Source organism: Photobacterium sp. GB-36, from assembly GCF_003026135.1.
Classification (GTDB): Bacteria; Pseudomonadota; Gammaproteobacteria; order Enterobacterales; family Vibrionaceae; genus Photobacterium.
Genome location: NZ_PYNY01000001.1, coordinates 331,170 through 345,067, shown reverse-complemented (window position 1 = coordinate 345,067; position 13,898 = coordinate 331,170). Strand labels below are relative to the sequence as shown.

Here is a 13,898-nt window from a genome sequence, read left to right as displayed (position 1 = left end):
AGCAGATTTATTCTTCTTCACAATGACTGTAAGACGATGTTCGCTTAGGCTGAGCATCGATACATTTACCAGAAACATGGTGGCTTTCTGGGCCCATTAGATATACATATAGCGGTATGATATCTTTTGGTGTTTTAAGCTGCTTTGCATCTTCTGCTGGGAAGGCTTTGGCTCGCATTCCTGTTCTTGTTCCGCCAGGATTAATCGCATTTACCTTTACATTGGTGTTGCTTAATTCATCAGCAAGGACTTGCATCATGCCCTCGGTTGCAAATTTTGAAATAGCATAACTTCCCCAAAATGCACGACCACTATGACCAACGGTTGATGTTGTGAAAATAATTCTGCCATCGGACGATTTCTTGATAAGCGGAATAACAGCTTGAGTTAATAAAAACTGGGCTTTCACATTGACTTGCATGACATCATCAAAGGTCGATTCTTCAATTTGTTCTAGTGGGCTAAGTACGCCCAAGATCCCTGCGTTATGTAATACACCATCTAGGCGACCAAATTGTTGCTCGATGGTATCCACCATATCGAGATAGTGTTGTTTAGTCGCACCCATTAAATCTAAAGGGATAATCGCTGGCTTTGTGTAGCCCAGAGTTTCAATTTCATCATAAACAGCTTCAAGTTTTGCGACTGTTCTACCGAGTAAAATAACCGTTGCACCATGGGCTGCATATTGAATAGCGGCTTCGCGTCCAATGCCATCACCGGCACCTGTTACTAAAATGACACGATCTTTAAGAGAATCAGCAGCATTATGGTATTCCACGTTAGCATCCTTCTAATGTTGATTTTTCTTATTTTTTGGCTGATTATTCGCCGAAGAACCCCACCAAGTATTGAGCTTGGTAACAATATAGATTACTACTAAACAAAACATATCAGAATTTACTCGCTGATTAAATTTCCTTTCATCTTAAGACGTGATCTATAAACCGATTCATTACATTTTTCTGAAAGAGAAGATAGCGATAAACGTGATAACACAGTTACAATAACGGTTGGCACTTTTTACTGCCAACAAAGAGGATTGGATATTGGAATTTTTATTTGATTATGGACTATTTTTCGCCAAAATCGCGACAGTGGTTGTAGCGATTGTTGGTGTATTGGTACTAGTAAAAGCATTGAATGGTCGTCATGGTTCGCAGAAAGGTGAACTGGAAGTGAGCGATCTGACAGAACAATACAAAGACACTGTAAACCAACTTGAATCTCACTTATTTGATAAAGCGTTATTAAAAGCTCGCGATAAAGCGGATAAGAAATCAGAGAAAGAAAAAGATAAAGCACGCCAACAAGAAGTGAAACAAGCGGCTAAAAATGGCAGCTTAGAAACATCACGTGATCCTCGTTTATTTGTTATTGATTTCCACGGTAGTATTGATGCGCGTGAAGTATCGTCATTACGTGAAGAGATCACGGCAATTCTGGCGGTTGCTATCGAAGGTGATGAAGTGCTATTACGCTTAGAAACGGGCGGCGGTATGGTACATGGTTATGGTTTAGCATCATCTCAACTTGATCGTTTAAAAGCGGCAGGTATTAAGCTGACTATTGCAGTTGATAAAGTAGCAGCAAGTGGTGGTTATATGATGGCATGTGTTGCTGATAAAATTGTTTCAGCACCGTTTGCAATTGTTGGCTCAATTGGCGTGATCGCTCAATTACCTAACTTTAATAAGGTATTGAAAAAGAACGATATTGACTACGAGCAAATCACAGCTGGTGAGTTTAAACGTACATTAACTATGTTTGGTGAGAATACTGATAAAGCACGTGAGAAATTCCAGATGGAAATCGAAGAAACTCATGGCTTATTTAAGAATTTTATTGCCGCTCACCGCCCAGATCTCGATCTTGAAAAAGTGGCAACGGGCGAGCATTGGTTCGGCCAACAAGCATTTGAATTAGGCTTGGTTGATCAGATCTCAACCAGTGATGATTTGATCACTGAAGCATGTAAAGACCGTGAAGTACTTAAAGTAAAATACGTACGTCGTAAGAAGCTTACCGAGAAACTAGCAGGCGCATCAAGCGAAGCTGCGGATAGTTTACTGATGAAGTGGGTTGCGCGTGGTCAGCGTCCATTTATGTAAGTATTTATACTCGTAGATTAAAAACCCGCTTGATGCGGGTTTTTTTATTCTCATCCGTTTTAGCTTGCTAGCGTAAACTGAGGAGAGAGTTTGTGTGCGAGCATTTTGAACATATTGAAAACAACAGTGGTGTTTGGTGTTGGTAATCCTTCATCATCAAGGAAATATTCACCTTTGAAAATTAATACACCATCGCGCTCTTCTACAGAAGTTGCACGCATCCCGTCAATATAAGACTCTTGATCTTGAATGATTTGGTTAGCAATCATTAGTAAATCAGTTGATGAAATTGGTTTTTTATCACTCATAGTAAAGTCTCAAACAATCGAATAGCCTGCATAGTCTATTTAACTTAATTGAATAAAACAAATAAACAAAAGTGTAGAGTGTTTATTATTTAATCAATATTAAGGTTTGTTTTGTTTTAATGTCTTTAATTGTGTGACCAAAGACATAAAAATTTTTTTTACGCTAGTCAGTGATATTAGATAAATGGTAATGATCTGCGTAAATTCATACCCAATTTATTTTGTGGTAGCGAATTGCTTTTGTAAAACAACATTATTATTCGACTATATCGTTTTAAATCAAACTGTTATTTGATAGTTTGTTACATTGCATTTACGTTACACATTTTGTTAACAATTGAGGAAGGTGCAACCAAACAGACAGATTTCGTTAAAAAGCAGTTGACCTTCTTGTATTCTAGCCCAATATGTAAATAGAATTTTACGTAGCGGCAATGAAATTTTTCATTGCAAAAATGTTTGATTACGAAAAAGATCATAGGCAATCATATTAATTCACTGCTCCTATCTTTTTATGATTAGTGACTTAATGAGATTGGTTGAATGTTGCTGAATTACTCCGTAATACAGTAGCAATTTTTTATTTTTATATTTAGCGAGCACGAGGACGTAATAGAGTCATTATGGGTAAATCTCTCGTTATCGTGGAGTCCCCCGCCAAGGCTAAAACGATTAATAAGTACTTGGGTAAGGATTTCATTGTTAAGTCAAGTGTTGGTCACGTTCGTGATTTACCAACAGGTGCACGTAGTAATGGCAAGAAAGCCGCGGCAACATCGACCAAAGGGTTGAGTGTTGAAGAAAAAGCACGCATCAAGCAAGAGAAAGACCGTAAAGCGCTGATCAGTAAAATGGGGGTTGATCCTTATGATGATTGGAACGCGCATTACGAAGTGCTTCCGGGTAAAGAAAAAGTCGTTAGTGAATTACAAAAACTAGCAGCAGATGCTGACTATGTTTATCTCGCAACCGATTTGGACCGCGAAGGAGAAGCCATTGCGTGGCACCTTCGTGAGATCATCGGTGGCGATGATGCACGCTATAAGCGCGTTGTGTTCAACGAAATTACGAAGAATGCAATTCAGCAGGCCTTTGAAGAGCCTGGTGAACTTAATATTGATGGTGTAAACGCACAGCAAGCACGTCGTTTCTTAGACCGTGTTGTTGGCTTTATGGTTTCACCATTATTGTGGAAAAAAGTCGCTCGTGGTTTATCTGCAGGTCGTGTTCAGTCTGTAGCGGTGAAATTAATCGTTGAACGTGAACGCGAAATTAATGCTTTTGATCCTGAAGAGTTTTGGGATATCCACGCTGACACACTAACAGTTGGTAAAGATGCGTTACGTTTAATGGTGGCTCAACAGGCGGGTAAAACATTCCGTCCTGTTAATGAAAAAGACACCATGGCTGCAAAAGCGTTACTTGAAAAAGCAGCGTACGAAGTGATTGATCGTGAAGATCGTCCAACTAGCAGTAAACCATCAGCGCCATACATTACCTCAACACTGCAACAAGCGGCGAGTACGCGCTTAGGTTATGGTGTTAAGCGTACAATGGGCTTAGCGCAACGTTTATACGAAGCGGGCCACATTACCTACATGCGTACCGACTCAACCAACCTTTCTAAAGAAGCGGTTGAATCAGCACGTGAGTTTATTGGTAGTGAGTATGGCGATGAATATTTGCCAAAAGCGGCCAATGTTTATGGCAGTAAGAAAAATGCCCAAGAAGCGCACGAAGCGATTCGTCCTTCTCATGTAGAAATGAAAGCTGAAAACCTTGAAGGTATGGAAGCTGATGCGGTTAAGTTATACGACTTAATTTGGCGTCAATTCGTATCATGTCAGATGGTGCCAGCGAAATACGATTCGAGCACGATTACGGTAAAAGCGGGTGACTTTAGCTTAAAAGCGAAAGGTCGTACGTTACGTTTTGCAGGTTGGACACTAGTACAGCGTCCATCGGGTAAAAATGAAGACACTACGCTGCCTATGGTTAACGTGGGCGACGTATTGAAACTAGAACAACTCGAGCCTAAGCAACACTTTACTAAGCCGCCAGCGCGCTTTACAGAAGCAGCATTGGTTAAAGAGCTAGAAAAGCGTGGCATTGGTCGACCATCAACTTACGCATCTATTATTTCAACGATTCAAGATCGTGGTTATGTGCGTGTTGATCAGCGTCGTTTTTATGCTGAGAAGATGGGTGAGATTGTTTCTGATCGCTTAGATGGTAGTTTCCCTGATTTGATGGATTTCGATTTTACTGCCCGTATGGAAGGTAATCTCGATAAAATCGCTGAAGGTGAGAAAAACTGGAAGAAAGTGCTTGATGAGTTCTTTTCTGATTTCACCACTGAGCTTGAAAAAGCTGAGCTTGATGAATCAGAAGGCGGCATGAAGCCTAATAATATCGTATTAACCGATATTGAATGTCCAACGTGTTCTCGCCCAATGGGTATTCGTACCGCATCAACGGGTGTATTCCTTGGTTGTTCAGGTTATGCGCTACCACCTAAAGAGCGTTGTAAAACAACGATCAATTTAGGTAACGAAGACGGCATTGTTAACGTTCTTGAAGAAGACGTTGAAACAGCGGCATTACGTGCCAAAAAACGTTGTCCGATTTGTAGTACCGCAATGGACGCCTACCTGATCGACAAAGATCGTAAACTACACGTTTGTGGTAATAACCCAAGCTGTGAAGGTTACATTGTTGAAAAAGGTGAGTTCAAGCTTAAAGGCTATGAAGGTCCTGTTATCGAATGTGACAAGTGTGGTTCTGATATGGAACTGAAAAACGGTCGCTTCGGTAAATACATGGGCTGTACTAACGAAAGCTGTAAGAATACGCGTAAGATCATGAAAAATGGTGAAGTTGCGCCACCGAAAGAAGATCCAGTACATCTTCCAGAAATACCTTGCACGCAAGATACTGATGCTTACTTTGTACTTCGTGACGGTGCGTCTGGTTTGTTTATGGCAGCAAGTACGTTCCCTAAATCACGTGAAACACGTGCGCCGTTAGTGGAAGAGCTAGTACGCTTTAAAGATCGTCTATCGCCTAAGTTTACTTACCTAACTGAAGCGCCAGTGGCCGATCCAGATGGTCTACCAACTGTGGTTCGTTTTGCTCGTAAGAGTAAAGAAAACTACGTGCGTTCTGAGATTGACGGTAAGCCTTCAGGTTGGACTGCACTTTACGTCGATGGTAAGTGGGAAATCACGGACAAGCGTAAAAAGCCAAAGAAAGAGAAAGCAGAAAAAGAGACAAAGTAATCTTTATTTCTCGCTAATAAAAACGCCATCAGTGAAAGCTGATGGCGTTTTTGTTTTTAGCGAACAAAACATCAAATAGTGGTGATGAGTGTAAATATAAGCTTATTCAGGTACGCCACTATGGAAACGGAAAGTGTTATCAGGCGCTTGAATGAGCTCTGCTTCTTTTGCGCCAATCGCATTGACACGCTCACTTATATCCTGACCCGCAATTTTTTCAGCAAGCGTTAAATAATCTTGATAATGGCGAGCTTCTGAGCGTAATAGCGAGATATAAAACTTTTTGAGTTCAGGATCTAAATAAGGCGCTAATTTGGCAAAACGTTCACAAGAGCGCGCTTCAATGTAAGCACCAACGATGAGCTTATCGATTAATGTTGCTGGTTCATGGGTACGTACTGCTTTCATTAAACCTTTGGCGTAACGCCCCGCATGCAAGTTAGAGTAGGGAATATCACGTTTTTCCATGATCTCTAACACTTGCTCAAAATGGTGAAATTCTTCTTTAATTAACCGCACCATTTTTTCAATCAGTTCTTCACCATAAGGAAAGTCAGGACGCGCGATCAATGGTGCAGACAAGCCATTTTTTTTGCTATGAAATAGCGCAGTAGAGCGATTTGCACCGCCGTAAACGAAATCTTCATAAGGCTTTGCCCATGCAAGTAGTACTTCACCACTGGCTTTATCAACTGCGTATTTACGTACCATGAACATCGCCGTTTGGCTGGCTTTTAGTTCACAGTTACAGTGATCGACTAACAATGCCGTTAGGTTTTCTGGTTTACGTGCCTCTTCAATCCAGCTATCAGGCGTTTCACATTGAAGAAATTGTTTAATGGGCGTTAGTAGCTCATTGATCATCTGTTGTGTGTTATCCATAAGGCGTATCTTTTTATTGTTATAAGACGTAAAAAAGGCCGCTACTGCGACCTTGGTAGATGAAGCTATTTTAAGCCAAAGTAAATCAAATCACCATTTACGCTTTGGCTGGAATAAGACATCGAGATCGTCTTGGTCTTTATCGAGCTGTTGTTGACGTTCTTGCTCATAGTTCATTGATTGCTTGTTATCAATTTCATCAAGCATCAGCTGCAGTTTTTCTCGTGCTTGGTTAGCATAGTTGTCATTTTTAGCTGAAAGTACATCAATGCCTTTCTTAAGTAATTGCTTTGCTGTACCAATTTGTCCTTTAATTCGTGCTTCATTCGCGCGCTTAACGACATTTTCAATATTAATACGCAGTTGAATCGACTCTAAACGGGCATTCTCATTAACAAATGCCTGAGTACCCATACGCCCCTTACTGTGCTCACTTTTGATCACTGTCTTCAAACGTTTGACAAGCTGTAGCATACCAATCGCTTGTTTGTCCGTATTCGGCACTTTAAAAGGGGTAATGTCGGCATTACTGTAGTTAGCTTCTAAATGGGTAATTTGCTCGCTGACATTTTTTATACGGTGAGTCAAAGAGCGATCATTAGGTGATGCTTCAGACATTTGTTGTAAAGCATCAACAATACGTTGGTTTAAGCAGACCAATAATTCTTTGCTGTAAGGCAGATGATGCGCATTACCGATTAACTCTTCAGTCGCATCAATAATCGCAATATGCTTAGCCAATTCTTGTTGCTTGATCGACTCTAAACGCTGGCGATATTGAATAATAACGTTGTAGCCAACAATAAGCGCAAGTAACAGACCAACAAGGCCTATAACTAAAGGAATACTCATAAGATATATCTATCTTCCATGCATTAATCTTGAATATTGCAGGATACACTATCTCTAAAAAACAGCCTAGTGAGATGATTATTAAATAGGAGCTTTGTTCAAATCGATATGTAATTTGTGCTGTGCGGCAAATTTAGGCGTAACAAAATTTCCCGAAAGTTGCTTATTATGTGTGCTTGTTGAAATGTTGAGATATTTTACCGGCCTTGATTTATTGTCAAAACATTGAGTTAGGTAACTAAAAAACAAACAAATGCTATGAAATTAACTGGTTTCAATATATAAAATGTTAATTACATGGTTGCATTCTTATACCTGTCTCATTAAATACCATAAGGGCTTGATGGATGTGGTGTGAAAGGTAACGGATTATTGAGTAGGCAGGCGGTACCATGAAATTACAACAGCTACGCTATATTGTTGAGGTGGTTAATCACAACCTTAACGTTTCATCGACGGCTGAGAGTTTATATACTTCTCAGCCCGGTATTAGTAAACAAGTTCGATTGCTCGAAGATGAACTTGGCATTCAGATTTTCGAACGAAGTGGTAAGCATTTAACCCAAGTAACACCTGCTGGTGAAGAAATTGTTCGTATTTCACGTGATATTCTATCAAGAGTGGAAAGTATCAAAGCGGTAGCCGGTGAACATACTCACCCTGAAATGGGAACGCTAAACATTGCGACAACCCATACCCAAGCACGTTATGCTTTGCCATCGGTGATTCAAGGTTTTACAGCACGATACCCGAAAGTATCATTACATATGCATCAAGGAACGCCATCTCAAATTGCTGATGCCGTTGGTAAAGGTCGTTCAGATTTTGCGATTGCGACAGAAGCGCTGCATTTATATCAAGATATGATCATGTTGCCATGTTATCACTGGAATCGTTCAATCGTGGTTCGTAGTGATCATCCATTAGCAACCAAAACAAATATTACTATTCACGATTTAGCCGCTTATTCTCTTGTGACGTATGTTTTTGGTTTTACTGGACGCTCAGAGCTTGATAGTGCGTTTAATCGTTCAGGCTTGACGCCTAAGATTGTATTTACGGCAACAGATGCGGATGTCATTAAAACTTACGTACGTTTAGGCATTGGTGTTGGTGTCATCGCCAGCATGGCAATGGACCCTGAAACAGATAAAGATTTAGTTGCCATTGATGCCAGTCATATTTTTGAAGCGAGTACGACCAAGATAGGCTTTAAGAAAGGTACATTCTTGCGTACCTATATGTATGACTTTATGGAACGTTTTGCACCTCACTTGACACGTAATGTGGTTGATCAAGCAATAGCATTAAAGACTAATGGTGAAATTGAAGCAATGTTTGCTTCTTTTGACTTACCAGTAAGATAACTTTTTTGTTATCTATTTTTAAAACCGCCACTCTTGGCGGTTTTGTTGTTTATGGGAAGGCGTATTTAGGTATACACTAACGCCCCTTGTTTTTATGTACCTTGAAGTTGTTACTTTATGACTTGCTATGCCAACACTTTTCACCAATTAGATACGTTATTGACGAAAAATAGACAATATTGGCAGTTTGTTCCTTTTGCTGATGAGGGGTTTACATGGCAACAGCAACACCCTGAATTTTGTCAATGGTTACAGTTTATTGATGATCAAAGTTTGCAGCAGTTAAATCAAGATCATGACGCACTATTAGCAGCGTTTGACCCCTGGATCCCTGATGCCAAAATTTTAGCGGATTTAGCGAAAACGCCGTCGTTACTAAAAACAGAATATGCGTACCCTAAAAATTTTGATACAGGTATTCCTGGGCGTAAATGGCAACAAATCACCGCATTTAATCATGTATTGCCACGCCTGAATGTACCGTGGCTTGAATGGTGCGCGGGAAAAGGCTTTCTAGGGCGCGTATTATCAATTACCCACCAACAGCCTGTCACTAGTTTAGAATGGCAACCGCAATTATGTGTAGATGGTGAAGCTGCGGCGAAACAATTGGGATTAGATATCCATTTTGTTCAAGGCGATGCGTTTGATGTAAGCAGCCAGCAATATATTAAAGAGCAGCAACATGCTGTTGCACTGCATGCATGTGGTGACTTGCATGTGTCGCTCATAAAACAAGTTGTGGCAAAAAAAGGAAAGGCGGTGAGCCTATCTCCGTGTTGCTATCACTTGATCCAAGATTCACATTATCAGCCGTTATCAACGGTTGCAAAATCGAGCCAGCTACAGTTATCTAAGCATGACTTACGTTTACCGTTGCAAGAGACAGTAACGGCTGGAAATCGCGTTAAGCAACTTCGGTTTGTTGAGGTTAGTTTTCGGTTAGGGTTTGATTTATTACAGCGAAAAATTAATCAATCTAGTACTTACTTACCTGTCCCTAATGTACAAAAAGCGTTATTAGGTGAAGGTTTTAAATCTTTTTGTTGTTGGGCTGCAGATCAGAAAGGGATTGTATTACCCGCTAACATTGACTTCGATTATTGGCAGCAACAGGGCGAACAACGTTTTGCGATAACAGAGCGGATGGAGCTAGTCCGTCAATTGTTTCGTCGACCATTAGAATTATGGTTAGTGCTTGATCGTGTTTGCTATCTTGAAGAATTTGGCTATGACGTATCGTTAGGGACATTCTGCGAAAAACAAATGACACCAAGAAATTTATTGATTCACGCAGAACGTTGCTAATGTTTTATGGGCAATATAATACCACCGTGAAATCACGGTGGTATTACTGATATTAGTGAGGCTGAGTTTGTTTTTTCGTCAGTAGAGTCGAAAGAATTCCCTTCTCTAATTCGCTAACAGAGAGGGGCTTATTAAAGTAATAGCCTTGGCAATAATTGAAATTACAGCTTTGGATATATTCTAGCTGCTCTTTCGTTTCAACCCCTTCAGCGACCACTTTAAGATTGAGCTTATTACAAATGGCTTTTGTTGCTTCAACGATTGCTTTCCCACTGTCGTGCTCATTTTGAACAAAACTTTGATCTAGTTTAACAGTACTGATTGGAAGGTTTTGCAATTGTGATAACGATGAGTACCCAGTTCCAAAATCATCAAGGTAAAGCTCAAAGCCCAGTGCAGCAATAGCATCTAAACACGACATAGCCTCACTGAATTCTTGCAGCATGGCAGATTCGGTTATTTCTAAAGCTACTTGAGCTGGGTCTATATTATACTCTTCAATAATTAACTTTAGCTCATCTAAAAGAGACATTTTTAGTTGTGCACGAGATAAATTAATACTCATGATTAACTTGGTATCGTATTGTTGATTCCACTCTTCCAATTGTTTACAAGCGCTTCTCAGCACCCAAGAGCCAATAGGGATAATTTGCCCAGTTTCTTCTGCCAATGGAATAAATTCAGCAGGAGAGACATGACCTAAAGAGTCGTCATGCCAGCGAATAAGCGCTTCAAAACCTTTTAACAACATTGTATTAAGATCAATGATAGGTTGGTAATACAATTCAAAGTCTTTAATTTCAAGTGCTTGAGATAAGTGATGGCGTAGTGCATTTTTACGATACAGCGTTTCTGCCAAATGCGGCTGGAAATGATAGCTACAGTTGCGACCATGCTTTTTAGCACAATGCATTGCCATATCAGCTTGAGTAATTAAGGTTTCAAAACTATTGGCATCTTTAGGGTATTGCGCAGTACCGATACTGCATCCAATTGATATTTCACCAATATTTTTGATATAGAAAGGGCTGTTTAGTGCCGAAATTATCTCTTGGGTTAGTTGAACTAAATTAGGGATATATCGATCTTCAACTTGGATTATAAATTCATCACCACCAAAACGGGCGACAAGCCCTCGTCCTCTTATTGTATCTAATAACCTAATTGCAACTGCTCTTAATAACTTATCACCAATAGCGTGACCATAAGTATCGTTAATCAGTTTAAAGCTATCGAGATCAAGAAATAATAAATGGTACGGAAATGAAGAATGATGGCTAGCTTTTAGTGCCGTAGAAATACCGCGTCGATTCATCAGCCCAGTTAAAAAATCGTGCTCAGCATTATAACGTTCGCGCTGTAAATTCTCTTTTTCTTTTGAAATATTAACAACTTGAAGTAGGAGTTGAGATTTATCAGATAGCCATTTAGTTTCAATGTTAAACCAAATATGACTTTTTCCTGTCCAACATAATCGGCTATGTTTAAGGTTTAGGTTATTTTTTGCGTCAGATATCCATTGTTGGGCAATATCAATGTCGCCAACAAAGGATGCTAAGTTACTGAGATCTGAACCATAGTTTTTGGTAAACACGGTATTGGCACTCACCAAATTACCTTGCTCATTAAATAGCAGCGCTAGATTAGAGTAATCAGAAAAAGCAAGTTCACGTCGAATACTTGATTCATCACCAACCACTTCCACAAGCATTGCAATACGTTTATCAGGCAAATTGATACCAGAGAAAATGCAAAGCAAGTTTTTGCCTACCTTTCTTGGATCTAAATGCCACCAGGTTTTGATTGTTTTATTTTGTTTAAATGTTTCGCGGTACTCTTCTAATGTTGCTTCTACTGCGGCTGACATATCTTTGCCAAGATCGCGCGATCGAAGTTCGTCGTGAGAGGAAGACTCCCATAAAGGAAGTGCTTTGTCGTTAGCCCAAATGATTTGTTTGTGGTCAAAATCAAAAATCCAAATAGGACTTTGAAGATGATTAAAAGGCGAGTAAATATCCATCACCAATATCTTTTTAATTATTATGTGAGGTGATTTTAACTGACATACAAACAACAGAATATAAAATTTTCTATAAATACGTGATATTACTCCACAAAATTATGCTTTGCATGCAAGCTTTTGTATAACAAATAAGTCGCTTTTAGTCGGATTTAACTTATTGTAATAAAATGTTTTTACTGTTTAATTATATTCTTTAAATGAAAAGGAATAAGAAAGTAACAACATTACTTTCTTATTATCCAAGTTCATTTAGCGATTATCCAACAGCTGGAATTAAGCCGACCATTTGTAAGGCCTGCGCAGATATAATTAAAACACCCGCCATTGTCACAATAATTAAGCCAAAATTACCACCCTTCACTTTATAAGGTGAAATTTCATTAGATATATTATGCTTTTTTCTCTGAGATCTAACCATTGCGACAGGTAAAAATATCGCCAAAATAACTAAAGCAATGGCTGCGTATCCTAGCGCCATAATAAAGCCTTGTGGGTAAAAGATAGCAAAAGCAAGGGGAGGTAAGAAGGTGATCATGCCCGTTTGCATACGACCACTGGCATTACTTGAACGTTTCAAGCTATCAGCCATAAAGTCAAATAACCCTAAACTCACACCTAAAAAAGATGTTGCTAGTGCAAGATCTGCGAAAATAGAGACAGATTGGCTCACCATAGGGTTATGGAGTAAATCGCTTAAGCTCGCAATAAAACTGCCCAATGTTGTGCTTGCCATTAACTCTGGTTGGCTCATTACACCTTGACTTGCTAATTGCCATAAAACGTAGATAAAAAGAGGCAGTGCTGAGCCAATAATCATGACTTTCTTTAACGTTTTTATATCAATGCCTATGTAACGCACGATCGATGGAATACTGCCGTGGAAACCAAAAGAGGTAAAAACAACAGGTAATGCTGATAAAATTAAGCCTTTTTGTACTGGCATTTCAACAAGGTGTTGTCCTTCAACATGCGGAACTAATAACCCCAGCATGACAGCTAGCGCAATAATTTTTGCAGCAAAAAGTAAGCGGTTTACTAAATCAACAGTATGAGTGCCAACAGAAACTATCGCGGCAATTAAAAGTGTAAATAATAATGCGCCTAATTGTGGCGGAATGGATGTATTAAACCAGCCACTTAACTTCTCACTTAACTGACCACCACCACCTGCAATGTAGGCTGCACATAAAGAATAAAGCAGAAAGATCATGGCAAAATTAGCAATAATTTGTCCTTTGCGACCAAGAAGTTGTTGAGCCAAAGTATTTAATGTCGCATTGGTATCTGAATGTTGATGAACTTCAATCATCAATAAAGCGGTGTAAGTCATTAGTGCCCACATGCCGAACATGGCAACTAATGCGGTGGTAAACCCAAGTCCAGCAGAAGCGAGAGGAAGGGCTAACATGCCAGCACCAATAGTTGTACCAGCAATAATAAGCATACTGCCGAGTGTTTTATTTAAAGCCATTTGTGTTGCTCCCAGAGGTAAATAATTAGATCGGGAGGTGGTCGTTATTGATCACCTATCGTTGCTCCCTATGAAAATAGAGGCCACAGAGGCGTATCGAGATGAGTGTAAAGTTTTTATTACATCTTGATAATAGCCACTGTGGCTATCGATAGGTATGTGCTGTCGAGGTATACTTCATTAAATTTGCTCTAACTGTTCTTTACTAGTGGATGTGTTGATTTTAATAGCGTATTTCACTACAAGGTCACATTAACGATAGATATCTCTTCTGTCAACATTAGTTTAATGAATGTAA

Annotated in this window: 10 protein-coding genes; 4 read left to right on the top strand and 6 right to left on the bottom strand. The window is 39.5% G+C overall.

What is annotated here, in order from left to right:
• Window positions 1-7: 7 nt before the first annotated feature.
• Window positions 8-781 (bottom strand): YciK family oxidoreductase, encoded by a 774-nt coding sequence (locus C9J46_RS01480; protein WP_107290432.1) that lies wholly within the window; start codon window positions 779-781, stop codon window positions 8-10.
• Between the two features lie 268 nt (window positions 782-1,049).
• Between C9J46_RS01480 and sohB the strand changes: the two genes are divergently transcribed.
• Window positions 1,050-2,111, top strand: coding sequence for a protease SohB (gene sohB / locus C9J46_RS01475; protein ID WP_107205677.1), 1,062 nt, complete (start codon window positions 1,050-1,052; stop codon window positions 2,109-2,111).
• Between the two features lie 59 nt (window positions 2,112-2,170).
• Here sohB and C9J46_RS01470 read toward each other — a convergent pair whose 3' ends face one another.
• Window positions 2,171-2,419, bottom strand: coding sequence for a YciN family protein (locus C9J46_RS01470; protein WP_107205678.1), 249 nt, complete (start codon window positions 2,417-2,419; stop codon window positions 2,171-2,173).
• 623 nt (window positions 2,420-3,042) lie between these two features.
• Here C9J46_RS01470 and topA point away from each other — a divergent pair.
• A complete protein-coding gene (topA, locus tag C9J46_RS01465; RefSeq protein WP_107290431.1) occupies window positions 3,043-5,697 on the top strand; it encodes a type I DNA topoisomerase in 2,655 nt (884 codons plus the stop codon).
• 102 nt (window positions 5,698-5,799) lie between these two features.
• On the opposite strand, the gene C9J46_RS01460 is transcribed toward topA, so the two are convergent.
• Together C9J46_RS01460 and C9J46_RS01455 are read right to left on the bottom strand one after the other, a co-directional pair.
• Window positions 5,800-6,579, bottom strand: a complete 780-nt coding sequence (locus C9J46_RS01460) for a tRNA isopentenyl-2-thiomethyl-A-37 hydroxylase MiaE (RefSeq protein WP_107290430.1) — start codon at window positions 6,577-6,579, stop codon at window positions 5,800-5,802.
• 90 nt (window positions 6,580-6,669) lie between these two features.
• Complete coding sequence (locus C9J46_RS01455; protein ID WP_107205681.1) at window positions 6,670-7,431, bottom strand: DNA repair protein; 762 nt, start codon at window positions 7,429-7,431, stop codon at window positions 6,670-6,672.
• Between the two features lie 392 nt (window positions 7,432-7,823).
• On the opposite strand from C9J46_RS01455, the gene cysB reads away from it, so the two are divergent.
• A complete protein-coding gene (gene cysB, locus C9J46_RS01450; protein ID WP_006647019.1) occupies window positions 7,824-8,798 on the top strand; it encodes an HTH-type transcriptional regulator CysB in 975 nt (324 codons plus the stop codon).
• A 117-nt stretch (window positions 8,799-8,915) separates the two neighbouring features.
• Window positions 8,916-10,106, top strand: a complete 1,191-nt coding sequence (locus tag C9J46_RS01445) for a methyltransferase (protein WP_107245489.1) — start codon at window positions 8,916-8,918, stop codon at window positions 10,104-10,106.
• Between the two features lie 52 nt (window positions 10,107-10,158).
• On the opposite strand, the gene C9J46_RS01440 is transcribed toward C9J46_RS01445, so the two are convergent.
• Window positions 10,159-12,126, bottom strand: a complete 1,968-nt coding sequence (locus C9J46_RS01440; RefSeq protein WP_107259486.1) for a bifunctional diguanylate cyclase/phosphodiesterase — start codon at window positions 12,124-12,126, stop codon at window positions 10,159-10,161.
• A 259-nt stretch (window positions 12,127-12,385) separates the two neighbouring features.
• Window positions 12,386-13,600 carry a tyrosine transporter TyrP gene (gene tyrP / locus C9J46_RS01435; protein ID WP_107290429.1) on the bottom strand — a complete coding sequence of 405 codons (1,215 nt, stop codon included), beginning with the start codon at window positions 13,598-13,600 and terminating at the stop codon, window positions 12,386-12,388.
• Between the last annotated feature and the right edge of the window lie 298 nt (window positions 13,601-13,898).